General features: G+C 68.3%; 16 protein-coding genes. 6 read left to right on the top strand and 10 right to left on the bottom strand.

The genetic code is table 11. From position 1 onward, the window contains the following. Positions 1 to 204: 204 nt before the first annotated feature. Entirely contained in the window at positions 205 to 1,059 is an 855-nt protein-coding gene (locus ACWGJ2_RS35575; RefSeq protein ID WP_453350493.1) for a hypothetical protein, read from the top strand. Here the strand turns inward: ACWGJ2_RS35575 and ACWGJ2_RS35570 are convergent. Next, a complete protein-coding gene (locus tag ACWGJ2_RS35570; RefSeq protein WP_453350491.1) occupies positions 961 to 1,584 on the bottom strand; it encodes a transposase family protein in 624 nt (207 codons plus the stop codon). The genes ACWGJ2_RS35575 and ACWGJ2_RS35570 overlap by 99 nt on opposite strands. A gap of 295 nt (positions 1,585 to 1,879) precedes the next feature. Between ACWGJ2_RS35570 and ACWGJ2_RS35565 the strand changes: the two genes are divergently transcribed. Together ACWGJ2_RS35565 and ACWGJ2_RS35560 are read left to right on the top strand one after the other, a co-directional pair. Further along, the gene (locus ACWGJ2_RS35565; RefSeq protein ID WP_453350490.1) at positions 1,880 to 3,319 is read left to right on the top strand and encodes an aldehyde dehydrogenase family protein; all 1,440 of its coding nucleotides are present in this window, start codon (positions 1,880 to 1,882) and stop codon (positions 3,317 to 3,319) included. Between the two features lie 27 nt (positions 3,320 to 3,346). Continuing rightward, a complete protein-coding gene (locus tag ACWGJ2_RS35560) occupies positions 3,347 to 3,937 on the top strand; it encodes an antibiotic biosynthesis monooxygenase (protein ID WP_453350489.1) in 591 nt (196 codons plus the stop codon). Positions 3,938 to 3,979: 42 nt separating this feature from the next. Here the strand turns inward: ACWGJ2_RS35560 and ACWGJ2_RS35555 are convergent, their stop codons facing one another. The 8 genes from ACWGJ2_RS35555 to ACWGJ2_RS35520 all read right to left on the bottom strand — a co-directional run bounded on the left by ACWGJ2_RS35555 (position 3,980) and on the right by ACWGJ2_RS35520 (position 12,481). Further along, complete coding sequence (locus tag ACWGJ2_RS35555; protein ID WP_453350488.1) at positions 3,980 to 4,231, bottom strand: hypothetical protein; 252 nt, start codon at positions 4,229 to 4,231, stop codon at positions 3,980 to 3,982. 639 nt (positions 4,232 to 4,870) lie between these two features. Next, entirely contained in the window at positions 4,871 to 6,013 is a 1,143-nt protein-coding gene (locus ACWGJ2_RS35550) for a Gfo/Idh/MocA family protein (RefSeq protein WP_453350487.1), read from the bottom strand. A 155-nt stretch (positions 6,014 to 6,168) separates the two neighbouring features. Then, on the bottom strand, positions 6,169 to 6,891 hold the full coding sequence (locus ACWGJ2_RS35545) for an alpha/beta fold hydrolase (protein WP_453350486.1): 723 nt from the start codon (positions 6,889 to 6,891) through the stop codon (positions 6,169 to 6,171). A gap of 51 nt (positions 6,892 to 6,942) precedes the next feature. Next, positions 6,943 to 7,848 carry an NADP-dependent oxidoreductase gene (locus ACWGJ2_RS35540; RefSeq protein ID WP_453350485.1) on the bottom strand — a complete coding sequence of 302 codons (906 nt, stop codon included), beginning with the start codon at positions 7,846 to 7,848 and terminating at the stop codon, positions 6,943 to 6,945. 52 nt (positions 7,849 to 7,900) lie between these two features. Continuing rightward, positions 7,901 to 8,983: an MBL fold metallo-hydrolase gene (locus tag ACWGJ2_RS35535; protein ID WP_453350484.1), complete on the bottom strand. Its 1,083-nt coding sequence runs from the start codon at positions 8,981 to 8,983 to the stop codon at positions 7,901 to 7,903. Between the two features lie 47 nt (positions 8,984 to 9,030). Further along, positions 9,031 to 10,146, bottom strand: a complete 1,116-nt coding sequence (locus tag ACWGJ2_RS35530; RefSeq protein ID WP_453350483.1) for an NAD(P)-dependent alcohol dehydrogenase — start codon at positions 10,144 to 10,146, stop codon at positions 9,031 to 9,033. A 194-nt stretch (positions 10,147 to 10,340) separates the two neighbouring features. After that, a complete protein-coding gene (locus ACWGJ2_RS35525; protein ID WP_453350482.1) occupies positions 10,341 to 11,432 on the bottom strand; it encodes a Gfo/Idh/MocA family protein in 1,092 nt (363 codons plus the stop codon). 77 nt (positions 11,433 to 11,509) lie between these two features. Next, positions 11,510 to 12,481, bottom strand: coding sequence for an aldo/keto reductase (locus tag ACWGJ2_RS35520; RefSeq protein WP_453350481.1), 972 nt, complete (start codon positions 12,479 to 12,481; stop codon positions 11,510 to 11,512). A gap of 110 nt (positions 12,482 to 12,591) precedes the next feature. On the opposite strand from ACWGJ2_RS35520, the gene ACWGJ2_RS35515 reads away from it, so the two are divergent. From ACWGJ2_RS35515 to ACWGJ2_RS35505, 3 genes are all read left to right on the top strand, one after another. Beyond that, positions 12,592 to 13,248, top strand: a complete 657-nt coding sequence (locus tag ACWGJ2_RS35515; RefSeq protein WP_453350480.1) for a MarR family winged helix-turn-helix transcriptional regulator — start codon at positions 12,592 to 12,594, stop codon at positions 13,246 to 13,248. Between the two features lie 707 nt (positions 13,249 to 13,955). Continuing rightward, positions 13,956 to 14,642, top strand: a complete 687-nt coding sequence (locus ACWGJ2_RS35510) for an AbiJ-related protein (RefSeq protein WP_453350479.1) — start codon at positions 13,956 to 13,958, stop codon at positions 14,640 to 14,642. Continuing rightward, complete coding sequence (locus tag ACWGJ2_RS35505; protein WP_453350478.1) at positions 14,624 to 15,274, top strand: hypothetical protein; 651 nt, start codon at positions 14,624 to 14,626, stop codon at positions 15,272 to 15,274. The genes ACWGJ2_RS35510 and ACWGJ2_RS35505 overlap by 19 nt, the downstream gene beginning before the upstream one ends. An 89-nt stretch (positions 15,275 to 15,363) precedes the next feature. Here ACWGJ2_RS35505 and ACWGJ2_RS35500 read toward each other — a convergent pair whose 3' ends face one another. After that, positions 15,364 to 18,087 carry an ATP-binding protein gene (locus ACWGJ2_RS35500; RefSeq protein WP_453350477.1) on the bottom strand — a complete coding sequence of 908 codons (2,724 nt, stop codon included), beginning with the start codon at positions 18,085 to 18,087 and terminating at the stop codon, positions 15,364 to 15,366. Positions 18,088 to 18,338 lie beyond the last annotated feature (251 nt).

Raw genomic sequence — 18,338 nt, 5'->3', positions numbered from 1 at the left:
ATCACTCGCCTCGCCTACGGCACCCACCACCACGTCGACTTCGTCCTGCACTGGTCCCGTTGGCGACGCCGCCGCCAGCACCAAGCCCGCCACAGTCACTACAAACGACGAGGCCACAGCCCATAGAACCGCCGCCCCGTCACCTCAAACGCCGTTGCAGTACTAGCCCAACGCGAAGACCGTCACGCGCACGCTGCTGCTCTTGTGGATGGTCTTGAGAAGGCCGAACGCGAGTCGGCCCAGCTCATCCACGAGATCCCCGACGCGTTCCAACCCGACGGTTTCGCCGTGCGGATCGAAGCAGCGCGTGACCACCCGCTGTCGCTGGAGCGTCTCGACGGCTCGGGCCTGACCCTCATGAGCAGCCATCCGCAGACCGACGACGGTCCGCAGGATGCGCTGGTCTGGATCCCATTCGACGGAGTCACCTCGTTCACGCAGCGGATCCATGCCTTCACCGAGGACGCCGACGGGGGCAACCCGAAGCAGGCCCCTTTGGTGGCCAACATGGAGCAGATCCACCGAGCGCTTCTGGAGCACCTCTGGCAGGAGCGGCAGGAGCTGCCGCCCATGGACGAGGAGCGGTGGTGGGAGCTGTGGTTTGATCCACGGATCTCGCCGACGGATCCGATTGTCACCCTGCGTGCCCTTGCTGGCGAGCGGCAGTGGCGCATGAGCGACCGAGCGATCCATGTGGGCGAGCGTCTTGTCGCGCATGTCGCGACGACCGGCGAAGAGCTCACAGTCCTGCTGGCCACGAACGCCTGCCCTGCCGAGATCCGCAGGCCGACCTTCGCCGAGGGCCTCTACGCCGTTGACCGCGCCTTTCGCGTGGACCTCGTCGAAGATCTCGCCGAGCGTATTGAGCCGGCCGACCCACAGGCCCCCGCGGTATGCATCCTGGACACGGGCATAGCCCCAGGAACATTCGCTACTCAAGCCCGCACTGTACGAGCGGGCCTACAGCGTGCTGCCAGGCAGTACACCAGCCGACCGCAGCGGACACGGCACGCAGATGGCCGGGCTCGCCCTGTTCGGGGACTTCGCTGCCGCCCTTGAGGCGAAAGGCCCAGTGATTCTCAGCCACGGTCTGGAGTCCGTGAGGGTGCCGTAGGAATCGCCGTAGAGCGCGAAGTCGTCCACCCCCAGCGCCCGGGGCGTAACCAGCGGCGGAAGCGGTGCCCGCATCAGCTGGGAGAGCACTGTGCACCGCGAGAGCGCCACGCCGATGACCTGCAGCATCCGAGCGCCGCCGCGGCCAGCCAGCAGGATGCCGACCGCCTCGACCACCTGCTGGAGCAACGGTGTGCGCCGCTGGTAGCGGACTGTCAGTCCCGGAACCTGCTCGGCGAACGTCTGCTTCGGGCAGGCCGAATTTTCGCAGTACAAACGCCGCACGCTCAGATCGATCCGGACCGGGCGGCCACCCACGGCAGCGTCTGCCAGCTGCCGCTTGTAACGGCTGTGGATCCACTTGCTCGGCGTCCCGCATCCCGTACAGCCTGCAGGAGCACGCGCCCTCGTCCGGGCCCGGACTATCACTACCGGGCCGGAGGAATCGACCGAGACCACCAGCACACTCATCAAGTGCGGCATCAGACACGCCAGTTCAACAGGGCACAGCCTCATTCTGCCCGCGGCGCAGGCCGGCCGACCCCCGCCCCGACGCAATGATCTCCACCTACGAAAATCAAGCCAGAGCCACGTTCACGTGTACGCCGACACCAGGGAGGACGCGGCGGAGCGGGCGTACGACGCCTCCGGCGGAAAACAACGGATTGCCCGCCCGATTCGCCCACCGGCCCTGATTTGTAGCGTCGCTGACGTTGTCCCGCGCCCGCGGCGAAACGCCGTGCGACGCATGACGAGAGGCCACCTCATGCCCACATCCGAAACCCTGCCCCACGCGCGCCACTACATCGACGGGCAGTGGCAGGACTCCGGCTCCCGCGGCGAGTCACGCAGCCCCGCGACCAACGGCCTGCTCGGCACCTTCGCCGACGGCGGTGCGCGGGAGGCGAGGGCCGCCGTGGCCGCGGCCCGAAGGGCCTTCGACTCCACCGCCTGGTCCCGCGACCGCCACCGGCGTGCGGCAGCGCTGCACGAACTGGCCGACCGGCTCGAGCAGCGCAAGGACGAACTGATCACCCTCCTGGCGCGGGAGAACGGGAAAGTACTCGCCGAGGCAGCCCTCGAAGTCGAAGGCACCGTGCCCAAGCTCCGCTACCACGCGGCGCTTTCCCTCACCGACCACGGCAGGGCCGGGGAAGTGCGGCCCGGCATGTACTCGATGACCCTGCGCGAAGCCGCGGGCGTCGCCGCGGTGATCGTGCCGTGGAACTCACCGGTCATCCTCTCGGCGCGATCCTTCGCACCCGCCTTGGCCGCCGGCTGCACCGTGGTCATGAAGATGCCGGCGCAGACCGGCCTGGTCAACGGAGTGCTGAGCGAGATCATCGCCGACACGCCGAGCCTGGACCCGGGCGTGTTCAACGTCTTCACCGAGAGCGGGAATACCGGGGCTCCGGAGCTGGTCTCCTCCCCGGACGTCGACGTGATCAGCTACACCGGCTCCACTGAGGTCGGCCGCGTGATCATGGAACAGGCCGCACCGACGCTGAAAACGCTGTCCATGGAGCTGGGCGGAAAGACGCCGATGCTCGTCTTCGACGACGCCGACCTGGACGCCGTCGTGCCCGTGCTCACCAAGGCCGTCACCATGTTCGCGGGCCAGTTCTGCATGACGGGCAGCCGGATACTGGTCCAGCGCGGCGTGGCCGACGAACTCCGGCGGCGGCTCGTCGCCGCCCTCGAAACGGTCCGGGTCGGGCCCGGTGACGACCCCGCCAGCGAGATGGGCCCCATGATCGACGAAGGAAACGCCCAACGGGTCGAACAGACCGTGGCCGCCGCGGCCGACTACGCCACCGTCCTCGTGCGGGGCAAGCGGGATCGGGCGCTCCTCGGCCCGTCCCTGATCGAGGTCACCGACGTGTCCTCGCCGATCGTGCAGCGCGAAGTGTTCGGGCCGGTCGCCACCTTCGAGGTGTTCGACTCCGAGGCAGACGCCGTGGCGCGTGCCAACGCCACCGAGTTCGGCCTGGCCGCTAGCATCTGGACCCGTGATGTCGACCGCCCCATGCGCGTCGGCCGCGAACTGCGGGCCGGGACCGTCTGGACCAACACCTGGGCCATGGTCCACGACCAGTTCGAGGAGGGCGGCTTCAAGCAGTCGGGAGTGGGCCGCCTGAACGGCATCCGCGGGATCGAGGAATTTCAGGAGACCAAGCACCTCGTGCATGTGGCACCGCAGCTCTGACAGCTCTCGACGGCGGAATGAGAATCGATGACCGAGACGGACGACGTCGGCCCGGCCGACGTCACCCTGCTGACCGCGCGCGCTGTGGAACCCGGCTACGAACAGGACTTCCGGGAGTGGTTCGGGCGGGTGACCGACACCGCCTCAGCGTTTCCCGGACACCTGGGGGACGGGTTGTTCCGGCCTGCCACGGCCGCCGGGCCATGGGTTCTGATCCACCGGTTCCGCGACCAGGAGTCCGCGCGGCACTGGACGACGTCACCTGAGCGTGCCGCACTGTTCGACCACTGCGAGGGCCACCATCAGAGCGAGGTGGCGCGTCGCGAACTCTCCGGAATGGAGACCCTGTTCACCACTGCGCACGACACGCCCACGACGGCGCCGCCTCGGTGGAAGATGGCGCTCGCCGCCTTCGCGGCCGTACTTCCGATCTCCCTGATCGGCAACGGTCTTCTGGGGCCGGCGCTCCGCGCCTGGCCGCTTGTGGCGCGGGTGCTGATGCTCGCGCTGCTGTTCAGTACGTTGATGACGTATCTGATGATGCCGGCTGTGACCCTCGTCCTGCGCCGTTGGCTCCATGCCGCCACCTCGACCGCGCGCGAGGGACCGACGCGATGACGCGGCCCCCGGGGCGGACCGCGCCGTCTTGCGGCTCGGCTTTCAGGGGGACAGTTCCATCGTCTGACGCAGCAGTTCCAGGGCCTGGTCCACGCCTTGGTCGGCCAGGTGGACGAAGTCGACGAAGACGTGGTCGACGTCCGTCTCGTCTCCCGTACGGAGGATGATGTCCGCGATCTCCGGCACGGTTGACTCGGTGGTGGGGTTGATCCTCAGGATGGCGTCGATGCCGGCCGGGTCGCGGCCCTCGGCCTCGGCGAGGCGGCGGACTTCCCGCAGCGGCTGGTTGATCACGGCGGCGGGGTCGAATGCGGAACCCCGGACGGGCACCGCGACGGGAAGTACGCCGCTTCGCGCCGCGGGCCGCCCGGTGTCGGGAGGCCGGGGCGAAGCCGGACAGGTAGATCGGGGGCCGGGGGCGCTGGAGCGGCTTGGGCCCGATGCGGGCGGCAGGGAAGGTGTAGTGCCTGCCCTCGTGTCGCGCGACGGGCTCGGTGGTCCACACGGCTTCCAGCACGATTCCGCGGATAAATGTCCCGAATCGCGCTGCGCTCGATCGTTGTCCTGATCGTCGGGCTCTTCGAGGATCATCCCGACCGAAGACGCACAGGCATGGCCACGCCACGCCTGCATTGCCGCTATGAGGGCCAGCTGTGCCTTCGCGGCCAGCTGGTGTCGAATGCCACCTGAGCAGCCCGCGTCGTGGGGCACACATGGGCACGATTCGGCGATGCGGATGAGCGCTGCACGGCGCGGGGGAAACGGTGGACGAGCGACGTAGTCGGCGCCGCATTGAAGAAGAGGGATGGAGGGCGAGGTCCCGCTGGTCGGCAGAGTTCTTCGACACGGTGCGAGTCAGCTCTGTGTGATCAAGTCAGGGTTAGCTCGCGGATCGCCATCTCCTCGGGTCCTGCGGCAGTGCCTCTCTCGGGTTCAAAGATTGGAGTTCATTCGGTCGGGGCGGGACAGATGCTGCCGATGACCTGTTTCAGCGGCGCGTGTGATCGCCTCGAGTACCCGGTGGCGATCGAGTGCGACCGCGAAATCCGGCGCATCGGCGGTTCCGTCGCGGAGGTCGGCGGCGAACTGGGCGTAGAGGCGGGCGACCCCCGCTGCGGGTGCGTCGAGTTGCAGGTCAGGAGCCGCATAAGCGGGGGGGACCTGTAGTACTTGGACAGGCTCGCTGCCGCGGCGCAGCGTGATGGTGAAATCGGTGAAGTGAAGGTAGCCCGACGCCGACTCCACACGCACACTGCCTTCGGTGCCCTGGATCTCCCATACCGTCGCCGAGCCGGCCGACTGCCCGGCACTGTAGTGCAGCGAGGTGACGATCCCGCCTTCGAGAACGCCGGCGACGACGATCTCGTCCGGAGCGTCCTTCGGCAGCGACGCGCCATCGGATAGGCGGACGCCGTCACCGCGCTGATTGGCGACGACGGCGGACAGACTCTCGAACGTGCCGAGCACGCGCGCAAGCGGTTCGAGCCCGTGGCCGAGCATGATGCTCAGAAGCGTGGCGCCATGCTTTGCGTGGGCCATGTACTCGACCGGCGGGTCGTATCGGCCGACCCACATGTCGTCGGCCAGATGCGCTCGGATGCTCGTGCTGAGCGGCTTGCCGATCACGCCTTGCGCGATGAGGTCGCGAAGGAAGAGGATCGGCGGGTGCAGGCCGCCCTGCAACCCGACAACCGTGCGCAGCCGCCGCTCGCGGGCAAACCCCACCAGCGCTTCGGCCTCGGACAGGTTTCTCGCGAGCGGCCATTCGCAATAAACCATCTTGCCCGCGGCCAGCGCGTCGGACACAATCTGCTCGTGATCCGGCACCTTGACCGCGACCACCACCAGGTCGACCTCCGGTCGCCCGACCAGAGCGTTATGTGTGTCGAAGGCGAGATCGGCGCCCAGCCGGCGAGCGGTCGCGTTCGCGCTCTCCATACGAGTCGTGCTGACGGCGCGGATCTGGAACGCGTCGAGCGCCTGCAGCGCCGGGACATGAGCAATTCTGCCCCAACCCCGATCGGAACTAGCCCCGATAATACCGACGCCGATCTGGGTATGTGCTGAATTCGTCATAAGGATGCTCCTGCCATGTGCAGCCCGGAAACGCTCTCAGGGCTGTGTCACGATGATTCGTTTCCGGACACATGCGTGGGCACTCGGGTTCACCATGGCGAGCGAGCAATTATTGGCGTTCGCCATGGTGAGCCCGAGTGACCCAAGTGCAGGTTTTACACGTGAGCCCAGTGGGCCTCGAGTTCGCGCGCGACATCGGCCGCACGCTCGATCATCGGCCAGTGCGAGCTGCGCAGCTTGAAGACGGCACGTGCGCGTGTGGCATTACCGAGCTCGTCGGCGAAGCGGTGAGGAAGAAACGGATCGTCCAGGCCCCAGATCACTAGCGCTGGTGCGGTCACCTTGCTCAGACCTGGCTTCCACTCCGCCCCGACCTCGATCGCCGAACGGTAAAGGGCGAGAATGCTTGCCCTCATAGTGGCATCGATATGCCGGACCGCTTCGTCTGCCGCGTCGCGCGGCATCTGAGCCTCGTTGAGGCTTGCCGCGAACGCCTCGAGGTCGAGGTCCGCCATCCATTTCTCACCCTCGCCCGGCGTTTGCCAGATCTTGGCAAGATAGTGCCACGGATACTCCGGATCGATTGGTCCGCTGATGCCTGTCCATGTGTGCACCAGATCTGGCCGGACAGACGCGAGACGACCCGTGAGAAGAGACCCCCAGTCATGACCGACCAGGTCGACGGGTTCGCCGATTTCTTCGATCTTCTTAATAAGCCAATCGAGATACTCTTCCTTCGTCGACGTGAATCCCTCTGGCAGGGGTACGCCAAACCCGGGGAGATCGATCGTCACAATATCTTCGCGTTGAAGATGGGAACGGACGGTGTCCCAGAGCCGGTGGGTGTCAGGTACACCATGGACGAGGACTGCAGGCATTTCGGATTCTCCAATTAATTGGTGTCGTGGTTGAATGGCCGGTCGGCCGAGTCAGGGAAGGAGGATGACTTTGCCGTGGGTGTGGCCCGTGGCGACGAGGCGATGAGCGTCCGCGGCCTTGTCGAGTGGGAAGCTCCGGCCGATGCGTGCGGTCCATGCGCCGGCGGCGATCAGATTCAGGGCTTCCTGGACAGGGCCGCGGTCGCGGTTCCCGCTGCCCCCGGGGCTGAATGCGACGCCGTGTTGTGCGGCATCGCGGTCGGCGAGCGTCACGATCCGGTCGGGGCCGCCGAGAAGATCGACGAGGGCGGGAAGGAGCCCCTTGCCGACGGTGTCGAGCGCGGCGTCGACCCCGCCCGGAGCGGCGGCACGGATGCGATCGACCAGGCCCGGGCCGTGGGCGACAGGGGTCGCTCCGAGACTCCTGACGAAGTCGGCGTTGGCAGTCCCGGCGACGCCGATCACCGTCACACCCCGCTGTCGCGCGAACTGCACGGCGGCGCCGCCCAGAGCACCGCTCGCGCCGGTGACCACGAGCGTTTCACCCGGGCGAATGTTCAGAAGCCCGAGAGCCCTCGCCGCGTTGTCGGCGCCGATGACAGTAGCCGCGGCCTCCTCGAAGGAAACGCCGTCGGGGATCATCGCGAAGTTGCTGCTGACCGTGTATTCGGCGTAGGAGCCCTGAGTGGCGGAGTCCGGCCACCCGGCGACGCGGTCGCCGACCACGCCCACGTCGACGCCCGGGCCGACCGCCTCGACGACGCCGGCGAACTCGAATCCGATGATGGCGGGAGCACGCAGGCCGAACGCTCCGGCGCGGGCCTGGATCTCCGCCGGGTTCACCCCCGCGGCGTGAACCCGCACCAGTACCTGACCCGGACCCGGCACCGGTCGCGGAGCCTCCGCAACCCGCAACACGGAGGGTTCTCCGAACGAGGTGATGACGGCGGCTTTCATGATGATCCTTCTCGTATACAAGGGTCGTTTGCTCGCACCGTTCAGAACGGTGTCAGGTCAGGAAGACCGGAGGATTTTCGCCCCGCAGGCGGTAGTCGGGCCGGGGCCGTTCGAGGCGGATCGATTCCAGCACGGTGTACGCGTGGTACTTGGTCTGGGTGGTTGCTCCTGCCAGCCGTTCCCACCAGAGCCGGCCGTCGCTCGTCTCCTTCTCGAGGACGTGGCGGGTGGTGTAGTTCGCCATGGAGCTGATCCAGTTCTCGGTACCGACGAAGATCCTGTTCCAGCCGGTGCCGGTCACGATGTCGGCGAGCGCGTCCGAGCGGCTGAACCGCTCGACCGCCGCAGTCGCCCCCTCGAGCACGTCGCTGAAGTACTCCACGCACAGCTTCACCTGCTCGTAGGTGCCGTAATGCATGTGGTGCCCGCCGACGAAGTAGTCGAAGTCGTATTCGAGGATCTGAGACTGAGCCTCGTACCAGCCGGAGATGTTCTGCGAGGCGTCGCAGTGCATGAACGTGACGCTCCCGGGACTGACGATGTCGACGGCCGTGAGCACCTTCTGCTGGGGTGCGTAGATGAAGATGTTGCCGGGGCAGTGGTTCTCTCCCTTGTAGGAGAGGTGCAGGCTCACGCCGCCCACTTCGAGGACGAGTTCGTCGTCGAACGTCCTCGTCGGCAGGGGGCGCTTCGGGTCGGGGAAGCGCTCCAGGAGTTCCTTGGTGATGCGGTGTGCGACGATCTCGACGGCGGGACCGAACACGGAGGCCGCGCCGATGTGATCGGCGTGCCAGTGGCTGTAGATGACGTGGGTCACGGGTCGGTCGGTGACGTCCTCGATCGCCGCCAGCATGTTCTCGCCCAGCGTCGGGGGTGCGTCGATCGCGACCACGCCTTCCTCGGTCACCACGAATGCGGCGTCGTAGCCGGCACTGGTGACCCAGTAGAAGCCGCCGCGCAGTTCTTCCACGTGGTAGCCGTACTTCTGGAAGTGCTCGCTCTGGAAGTACGGGGGGTAATAGCCCGCGGGGTCCAACGGGTCGTCCGCCCCCGCGCGGGGGAAGCCATAGTGGTCGATCCCGTAGAAGCTCGGGGTTTCTTCGACGCTGATGGGTATCTGACTGCTCTGGCACACCGGCGTAACGCCTTTCTGTGTTCTTGGGAAGCTGTCGAACGGGTGGGCTATCCGGGTGATGTGAATCGAAGGACCGCCTTGGTGACGCGGCCTGAGCCCGCATCCTCGAACGCGGTGTTGATATCGGCGAAGTCGTAGAAGGACAGCAGTCGGTCGATGGGGAACCGGCCCGCTCGATAGAGCTGGGCAAGGTCGTTGATCAGGAGCGACGAGACGGCGTCGCCCTGGATGATGCCCTGAAGCGACTGGCCGAGCGTGAGCCGCCCGGCGTCGAGCATGGCGCCCGCTCCTTCGTGGAACGCCACGAAGCCGAATCGGCCCATCGGTGCCAGGGCGCCGACCCCGGCGTCGAGGTTCTCCGCGCGGCCGCTCGTGTCGAGGACGTACTCCAGACCGCGTTCGTCGACGGCGCGGAGCGCGCCGGTCAGATCCTCGACCTGGCCGGCGTTCACGAGGTGCGTCGCTCCGAGATCGCGGGCCAGCTCGAGGCGGCCGGCGTCGACGTCGACGGCGACGATGGTGGTGGCACCCGCGACATGTGCCGCCATGACCGCCGCCAGGCCCACCGCTCCCACGCCGAAGACCGCGAAGGACGCTCCCGCCGGCACGGCGAGGGCCTTGAGTACGGCCCCCGCGCCCGTCTGCAGCCCGCACCCCAGCGGAGCCATGACGTCGAGGGGCAGATCGCGGGGGACCTTGATCGTGTTCCGTTGGTGCGTCAGGGCGTGTGTGGCGAACGAGGACTGGCCGAAGAAGTGACCGTGCGGCTCAGCACCGTGGGCGACGTGGAGACCGTTCGATCCGTCCAGGCGGGCACCTGCGAAGTTGGCCGCCCAGACGTTGTCGCAGTAGGCCGCGTGCGAGGACATGCACGGCTTGCAGCGGCCGCACGAGTGGTAGGAGAGGACGACGTGGTCACCGGGCTCGACGGTGGTGACAGCGGCCCCCACGCGTTCGACGACTCCTCCTCCCTCGTGCCCCAGCACCACCGGCAGCGGCGTCGCCATGCGCTGTGCCCGCACGTGAGCGTCGGTCGCGCATATTCCGGTCGCGACCATGCGAACGAGTACCTCGTCGGACCGCGGGTCCTCGATCTCGATGTCGCGGAATTCGAAGGGCCCGTCCTGCGCTTCGAGAACAGCGGCGCGCGCGGAGGTGGTCATACGCCGTGAGCCTGCCGCGAAGCGCCGCGAGGGCCATGGTGACGAGGGACTGACATCATCAACGACTCCCTGATCGGGGGGTGGGCCTCAGGAACCCTTCAGCGAGTCCGAACCTATGTCGGCCGCCCGTGCCCGCGGATCGGTCGCCGTATCCGTCACGGCAGTAAGGCACGGTGCCGCGAGGTGCGGTGGCGTCACTGCCGGACGCCGGTCCGGGCGGCTTGTTCGACTCGGGCGATGAGACGGCTGTTGTGGGCGGCGTGCTGGAATCCCGGGGTGTGGTGGGTGCCGTTCGTGATGTCGCGGGCCAGGCTGGCGTAGACCTCGCCGACGTTGATGGAAGCGCCCGTCCAGATGTCGGCGGCGGTGGGTCCCGCGCCGGTGGCGACCGGGCGGTCGGGCGCGGTGAAGTCGACGCTCGACGCGAGGGTGAGGTCGCCGACCTGAACGCCCGCGGGGTGGTCGCCCGTCAGCTTCAGCCAGCCCTCCGATCCGCGTACTTCCAGACTGAAATGGGCGTCGGAGGCGGGCACGCCCGCCAGGATCTGCACCCCGACCGGCGCCCCCGAGGAGGTCTTGGCGATGGCGTCGAGGTGATCCGGGACCTCGCGGACGGATATCGCGCCGGTGTCGACCAACTTCACCTGTGGCCAAAGGAGTTCGGTGCGGGCGTCGATCTCGGTGATGTCGCCGAGAACGGCCTCGACCACATCCAGGACGTGGCCCGCGGCAATGGTGAGGAAACCGGCTCCGGACGCTGCCTTGTCGAAGTACTCGTACGCGCTCACCGACTCCGGGCCGTTGCCAAAGGTCGTCGCGGCGACTCGCGCCGAGAGCAGCCGCCCGAGCCGGCCCTCAGCGATGATCTCCGCCGCGCGGCGTACCGAGGGGTTGAGCCGGCCCTGCAGGCCGATCGCGGTGTGCAGTGAGCCGGCCGCGTCAGCCATCTCTTCCGTCTGCGCGACGGTCGCGCCCAGCGGCGACTCCGCGTACACGGCCTTGTTCGCCGCGAGGGCCGCCAGGACGAGCTCGCGGTGAGCCGGGACCTTCACCGCGACGGTGACGAGGTCGATCGAAGGATCACCGATGAGCGCGTAGGGGTCCGCGAACCAACGCTCGGCGCCGAACGCCTCGGCAGCGCCGCGCGCGCTCTCCTCGTGCCGCGTCGCCACACCGGCCAGGTGGAAGTCGGGCTGTGCCGCCAGCGCGGGTATGTGCGATGCGCCCGCCCAGCTCGCCTTCGTGTCCGCGCCGATGATGCCGACCCGAATGAGATTGCTTGACATGATGTGGTGTTCCGTTTCTTTCGCTGAAGCAAGACGGGGCGTGGTGCGCGGGGCGAATCGGCGCGTTCGCGCTTCTCTCACTGGTCGACAGCGGCCATGTCGGGCTCGGCATGGCGTTCGCCGGACGCCGGTGTGAGGTTGTTCAGGCGGGCGATCTGGCCCGGAGTGAGTCGGATACCGTCGGCGGCGCTGTTCTCCTTGAGGCGGTCGACGCGTTTCGTCCCCGGAATGGGCGCGATGCCGTCTCCTTGCGCGAGCAGCCAGGCAAGAGCGACCTGCGCGGGCGGGGCCCCGACCTCGTCGGCGACCTCGCGTACCTGGTCGACGATGCGCAGGTTGTGCGTGAGGTTGTCGCCGGTGAACCGGGGATTGGAGCGACGCCAGTCGGCGGCGTCCAGGCCGTCCAGGGTGCGGATTTCACCGGTGAGAAAGCCGTGTCCCAGCGGTGCATAGGGAACCAGTCCGATGCCGAGCTCACGCAGCGTGGGCAGTACCTCGGCCTCCGGGTCCCGCGTCCAGAGCGAGTACTCGCTCTGGACAGCGGCCACGGGATGGACCGCATGGGCCCGGCGGACGGTCGCCGCTGCCGCCTCCGACAGCCCGATGTGGAGGACCTTGCCCGCCTCCACCAGCTCGCTCAGCGCCCCCACCGTCTCCTCGATGGGAGTGTTGGGGTCGACCCGGTGCTGGTAGTAGAGGTCGATGCGGTCGGTTCCGAGTCGCCGCAGTGAGCCGTCGACAGCCGTATGAATGTTGGCGGGGGTGCTGTCCGGGCCCGGTCGGCCGGTGTGGGAGACGAGGCCGAACTTGGTGGCGAGGACGACTTCGTCCCGGCGGCCCTTGATCGCGCGACCCAGCAGTTCCTCGTTGACGTAGGGGCCGTACACCTCGGCGGTGTCCAGATGGGTGCCACCGAGGTCGACGGCGCGACGAATGGTGCGGATCGACTCGGCTCCGTCCCGGCCGGCGCCGGTGTAGTACGCCGACATCCCCATGACACCAAGGCCGATGCGCGGGACATCGAGCTTGCCGAGCGACGTGGACTGCATCTGTTGTCCATTCCGTGTGGGGCGGGCCTCAGCGCCGCAGAGCGAACTTGACGCGTCAAGTTCTACTCCTTCGAACTTGACGCGTCAATAAGTGGGTCTAGGATGTCCTCATGGCGAGGACGGCAGATGACACGAACGGCCGGCGCCGTCGGCGACCTCGGAACGGCCCGACATCCGAGGCGACGGCTCGGGCCGACGAAGGCTCCGACTCGGGGGAGTCCACCGGTCCGGTTGCCCAGACGCGATGGCTGAACGGCGACGAGCTGGCGGCGTGGCTGGCCAACTCCGCGATCATGATCAGCCTGCCGGCCGCGCTGGATGCGCGCATGCAGCGCGAGGCTCAGCTCACCTTCTTCGAGTACATGGTGCTCTCGGTCCTCTCCGAGCAGCCGGACCGCACCATGCAGATGAGCGCCCTGGCCGCGCGAACGGCGGCGTCACTGTCGAGGCTGTCCCATGTCGTCGGTCGGCTCGAGAAGCGCGAACTGCTCGCACGGAAGCGGATCCCCGGTTCCGGAAGGCGCACCACCGCGACGCTGACCGAGGCCGGTTACGACGTAGTGGTGGCAGCGGCGCCGGGACACGTCGCCGCAGTCCGCGAGTACCTGATCGATGATCTCGGTCCTCAGGAACTGGCGGCACTGCGCCGCATCGGTGCCGCAGTGGACACGGCCATCAAGCGCGGGCAACCCGACGCGGGCTCTGCGGCTTCCCTTCCGGGGGACGGCGCGGCGGACGGCCAGTCACCCACGATTCATCCGGCTTGACAGCCTCCGGCCGACGCCTTGAATGACGCTCATTTGACGCTCGTCCTGATGGGGTGTCAGGCGTGTTGGGGTGCTGGTCAGGTCGCCTGCAGCGGTGGGGGAATGGTTGGCTCTTCAGTGAAAAAAGCCCCCGGTGTTGGTGGGTGGGTTGCATGCGCTGGAGCTCCGCGGCCCGCTGCAAGCCGCCGCTCGGCGGGGACCGTCGGTGGTAGTGGCGCGCCCGAACGCTGGCCACTGTCCGGGGCCAACCACCTCACGTCACCGATTCACCGGCAGAGGGTGGGACGCCGTACCTGTTGGCTGCGTCCCAGCTTGGGCGGGGCGACGGGTGCGGCGAGGCCAGGATCAGTGCCCGCTCCTGGCATGTCGCCCCGCAGGTCAGCCAGATCAGCGTGGCGTGCCGCACGCTGATTCGGGCGAGCGTCAGCCGCGCGGTGACGGAGGCCCCTCGGCCCGGAGCGCATCTCTATCTGGGCTTACGGACACGGTGGCGTCTTCGCCGTCAGCGTCCCCGGGGACTGCGAAGGCTTGGCGCGGCGGACGACCCCGTCACGTTAGAGCCCTGGATGACGACGTCGCCTGCTGAGGCCACAAGACCCAAGAGTCCCCAATATTCAGCCCGCCGAGAATCACGGCGGCTACGCGACGCGACATCTTTGACTACCTACGCGGCGAGGGCGGCCCCTGGTGGGGACGGCTCGACGAGATTGACTATCCTGGAGGGCCTGTACGACCTGGACGGGCTGGCGTCGATGGACTCCCGGTTCACGACGGCGCGTGGCGACATCGACCAGCACCGGATCGACAATCCATTCGACGTGCCGGATGACTGGGTCTTCGAGGACCAACGATTCCAACTCTTCGATGGTCCTGATGAGGTGCTTCTCGCCTTCCTGGCAAGGCTCGTTCATCCAGAGGTACAGCCCGACGTCGACCAGTCATCCCGACGAGTCGAGGAGCTGAACCGCCTCCTCGGGCCGGACGGCCGGACCTTCCGCGCCTTCGAGTTCCTGTCGGGTCGGCCGATCTACGCACCGTTCCCCACGCCGGCCACTGGCCCGATGGTCTCGCTGCCGCTCGCCAACGACGGCACCGGCAAACTCGACCTCGTTCTCGGGCACACCTACAGTCTCCTCGACCGCGAAGGCGAGCAGGTCGCCCGCGACCTGCTCCGCCCGGCCGTCCTCACGTTGCGCTGTGACGGCGGCAATTACCACCCCATGCCCGGTGACGGATGGACGGTCGATACGTACGAGGTTGTCCTCAACGTGGATCGAGTTCTGCTGCCCGCCTTCACAAAAGCGGTCACCGACGCGACTGGCAGCGACTCGAATCCGTGCTCACCAGGCTCCAGCGCGAAGATGTTCAGCCTCTCGTGGTCGAAGGCGACATAGCGCCCCTGCCAGCCGTCCCACCGGACTGGAGGAACCAGACGGCCGAGCCCGATCCAGCCGTCATTCGGCGTCTCCGCATCGGTCCGCCAACCACGGAGTTCAACGTCGTACTGCAGGACTTCTCGGATCTTGAGATACGCGGCCACGGATTTCCCTACGTCTACGACACGCGCAGGGGGCGTCTGATCACCGAATTCCTCCTCGGCGACCGGCCGCAGGTGGCCACGTTGTGCCATGTCATCCTCATCAACAAGGACGGCGTCCTCTCGCCCAGGATCAAACTGTGGAAGAAGGACAAGACCAAGGCTGCGAGGACAGCGGCCATGGAGGCGATTCCCGGCACCGAGGCCCCTCAGATCGTCAAGGCGCTCGTTGACACCAGTGATGTCCACGAGAACTTCTGGAAGGTCATCAGCTTCCTCCAGGGCTGCGTCGGGCTGGACCTCCCCGGAAGCAGCCTGCGGCTGGTTGTTGGCGACGAAGCCGAGTTGGCTCGGCTCCTGGCCGACCAGGACCGCACGACGCTCCTCGAAGCCGTCAGGACCGCTGCCGACGGTGCCCTCACGGAAGAGGACATCCGGCTGATCAGCAACCGCAAGTGCAGGCGTCGCCTCAAGACGGCGCGCTCTTGATCCTGTTTACGAGCTCCAAAGGGCGCAGCTCGCTGGCCTTCCGGGCGGCATTCGCTGTACCGCGACAGGGCACGCACGCTGCCAGCCCGTCAGGGAAGCCGCAGGTCCCGCAGCTGTCGCCGGGAGGTGATGCTCAGCTTGCGGAAGATGCTGCGGAGGTGGGCCTCAATGGTGCGCGGGCTCAAGAACAGCTGTGCGCCGACCTCCCGGGAGGTCGCCCCGGTAGCTACCAGCCGGGCGATCGTCAGCTCCTGTGCGGTGAGCGCGTCCGAGGGCTGGGCGGACCGGCTGCGTGGGTGCTCGCCGGTGGCGCGCAGCTCGCGGGCGGCGCGTGCGGCGAACGCTTGCGCACCCATGTCCGACAGCATCTGGTGGGCGGTGCGGAGCTGCTGGCGGGCGCCTTGGCGGCGGCCCTCGCGGCGTAGCCACTCGCCATAGACGAGATGAGTCCGGGCCAGCTGGGTGGCCACTCGGCAGTTTCGTAGCTGCTCGATCGCCTCGCGGTAGTACTCCTCGGCGGCCGGGCCGGTGCTGACCAATGCCCATGAGCGCGCCGCCAGCCCGAGCCCCCATGGGGTGCCGCTGGCCAGCGCCCGTGAGCTGAGCTGGTCCAGCGCAGCGGTCGCACGCTCCGGCCGGCCGCTACGGCATGCCGCTTCAATGAGCTCGGAGTGGGCCAGGTTGCTGTGGGTCAGCTCGTCGGACTCGAAAGCCCGCGTCGCAGCGACCAGAGCCGCTGGGTAGTCGCCCAGACCGTTGTGCAGCACCGCCATGGCGTACTGCGCCAGGAAGTCCTCAGTTCGGCCCCCACGTCCAGCCGCTTCCCGGACCATGGTCGCGTGGACCTCGGTGGTCTCGTCCGAGCGGCCGCGCCAGGCAGCCAGGATGAGCTGGCCGTGGAGCACGGGCACAGTTCTGGTCGCGGCCGCGATCGTGGTCTGCTCCTCGGCCCGGGAGAAGTCACCAGAGAGCACCAGCATGACGGACTGGACGAGCAGTGCTGCCGGGAGCGTGGCCAGCGCGCCTGCTTCCCTGACCAGCCGGACATGACGAGCGGCCAGCGCGTGCACCATCTGGTCGTCGAAGACCGACATCGCGGTCCGGCCGGCCAGCCACAGCCAGCGACGGTCGTCGCCGTCGTTCACGGCATGATCGTCCCGCTCGTGAGGATTGAAGGCGTCCAACGCCCGCCGCAGGCCGGGCACTCCTGCCGCGTAGCCCTGCGTGAACGTCGTCACCAGCCCGTCGAGCAACAGATCCACCGGCCTCGGCGGCTCCGGTGGTGCGGGCGCGGCCCGGGCTGCGTCGGCCACCGCACGCACGCCGCCGCGTCCGCGGTCGCCAGTAACGATTGCCGCATCGAGCGCGTCGAGGTAGGTCTCCCGGGACAGCGCCGGGTCCAGCGGGGCGAGGCTCTTGGCGGCGTCCAGCAGCATCCGCGGCCCCTCGCCGCCCCTTGCCCCGTGGAACGCGATCCGAGCATGCAGCAGCTCTAGGCGGGCCTGCGCCACGGCGTCCAACGGCCCGGCCGCGGCGACCGTCAGCAGCTCCAGGGCCTCGGACGCACCGGCCTCGTGCTTGGCGTGTGCAGCTTCCAGGGCCCGTTCCGCCCGGACGGCCGGCCTAGGGGTCAGCTCGGCCGCACGCTTCAGAAACGCCGCTGCGGCGGCCAACCCGCCGCGGGCGCGGGCCCGTCCGGCCGAACGCTCCAGCTCCGCGGCGGCGTCCTCATCAGTGCCCACCACCGCCTGCGCGCGGTGCCAGGCACGCCGGTCCGGATCGACCTGCTGGTCGGTGACGGAGGCCAGCGCGCCGTGCGCCCGGCGCCGGTCGGTCGGTGTGGCCGCCCGGTAGACCGCCGAGCGCACCAGCGGGTGCCGGAACCGCACACGGAAGTCGAACTCCAGCAGCCCGGCGGCCTCCGCGGGCGCAGCTGCCTCGCGGGCGATCCCCAGCTCCGCGGCCGCGCGCCACAGCAACGCCGCATCCCCGGTCGGTTCGGCCGCGGCAACCACCAGCAGCATCCGCGCGTCGGCAGGCAGGCTGTTCGCGCGACGCCGAAAGCCGTCCTCGATCCGGCGCGGAACGCTCACCACGTCCGGCAGCTCGAACCCGCCCGCGAACTGCACCGCCGGAGCACCCCGGGGTAGCTCCAACAACGCCAGCGGGTTGCCGCGCGCCTCGGCTACGATCCGGTCGCGCACCACATCGTCCAGCGGTGCGCGGACCGCAGCGGCCAGCAGCGTCTGGGCATCGGAGGCCCCCAGCCCCGCCAGGTGCAGTTCCGGCAACCCGCTGAACGCCTCGACGTCGGTCACACCGGGATCGCGCAGCGCAAACACCATCACCACCCGCTCGGCCCCCACCCGCCGGGCCACGAAAGCCAGAACCTGCGCAGACGCCTGATCGAGCCACTGCGCATCATCGACCACACACAGCAACGGCCCGTTCTCGGCCAACAGGCTCAACACCGCCAGCCCCACCAGGAACCGGTCCGGCGCAGCACCCTCGCTCAGCCCGAACGCCACCCCGAGCGCGGTCTGCTGCGGCTCGGGCAGCTCGACCGCCCGCGCCAGGAACGGGGCGCACAGCTGGTGCAGGCCCGCGAACGCGAACTCTGCCTCGGCCTCCACCCCGGCCGCGTCGTGAACCCCGAATCCCATCGCCACGGCGGTCTCCCGCATGTGCTGCAAGAGGGCGGACTTGCCGATGCCGGCCTCCCCGCGCACCACCAACACCCCGCTGTCGCCGCCCTGCGCCCGAGCCAGCAGCTGCTCGAGCGCCGCCTGCTCGGCGCGCCGTCCCACGAGCATCGCCTGGTCCTCCCCTGGCGCCGACACGGCGTCTATCCGGTAATTCTCACCGACGCGAAGCGCGCGGGCAGCACCGGGTCGTCAAGATGCCAGTCTCCCCCGCGCCAGGGTCGGTGACGGGATAAGGGATTTCCACCGACGCGGACCAGGTGCCTTCCCCGCGACGCTGAGAGCCGACAGCAGAGCGACCGGCAAGGGAGCGGCCACCGTGATCAGCACCGAGGTGTTCTTCCCCGCCGACGAGGAGTCCT

The organism is Streptomyces sp. NPDC054796 (assembly GCF_053611545.1).
This window is presented reverse-complemented; position numbering and strand designations above follow the sequence as displayed.

Coding starts and splice junctions, on each gene's coding strand:
- ACWGJ2_RS35570 (WP_453350491.1), bottom strand. CDS start 1,584: ATGAGTGTGCTGGTGGTCTCGGTCGATTCCTCCGGCCCGGTAGTGATA.
- ACWGJ2_RS35565 (WP_453350490.1), top strand. CDS start 1,880: ATGCCCACATCCGAAACCCTGCCCCACGCGCGCCACTACATCGACGGG.
- ACWGJ2_RS35560 (WP_453350489.1), top strand. CDS start 3,347: ATGACCGAGACGGACGACGTCGGCCCGGCCGACGTCACCCTGCTGACC.
- ACWGJ2_RS35550 (WP_453350487.1), bottom strand. CDS start 6,013: ATGACGAATTCAGCACATACCCAGATCGGCGTCGGTATTATCGGGGCT.
- ACWGJ2_RS35545 (WP_453350486.1), bottom strand. CDS start 6,891: ATGCCTGCAGTCCTCGTCCATGGTGTACCTGACACCCACCGGCTCTGG.
- ACWGJ2_RS35540 (WP_453350485.1), bottom strand. CDS start 7,848: ATGAAAGCCGCCGTCATCACCTCGTTCGGAGAACCCTCCGTGTTGCGG.
- ACWGJ2_RS35530 (WP_453350483.1), bottom strand. CDS start 10,146: ATGACCACCTCCGCGCGCGCCGCTGTTCTCGAAGCGCAGGACGGGCCC.
- ACWGJ2_RS35525 (WP_453350482.1), bottom strand. CDS start 11,432: ATGTCAAGCAATCTCATTCGGGTCGGCATCATCGGCGCGGACACGAAG.
- ACWGJ2_RS35520 (WP_453350481.1), bottom strand. CDS start 12,481: ATGCAGTCCACGTCGCTCGGCAAGCTCGATGTCCCGCGCATCGGCCTT.
- ACWGJ2_RS35515 (WP_453350480.1), top strand. CDS start 12,592: ATGGCGAGGACGGCAGATGACACGAACGGCCGGCGCCGTCGGCGACCT.
- ACWGJ2_RS35500 (WP_453350477.1), bottom strand. CDS start 18,087: ATGCTCGTGGGACGGCGCGCCGAGCAGGCGGCGCTCGAGCAGCTGCTG.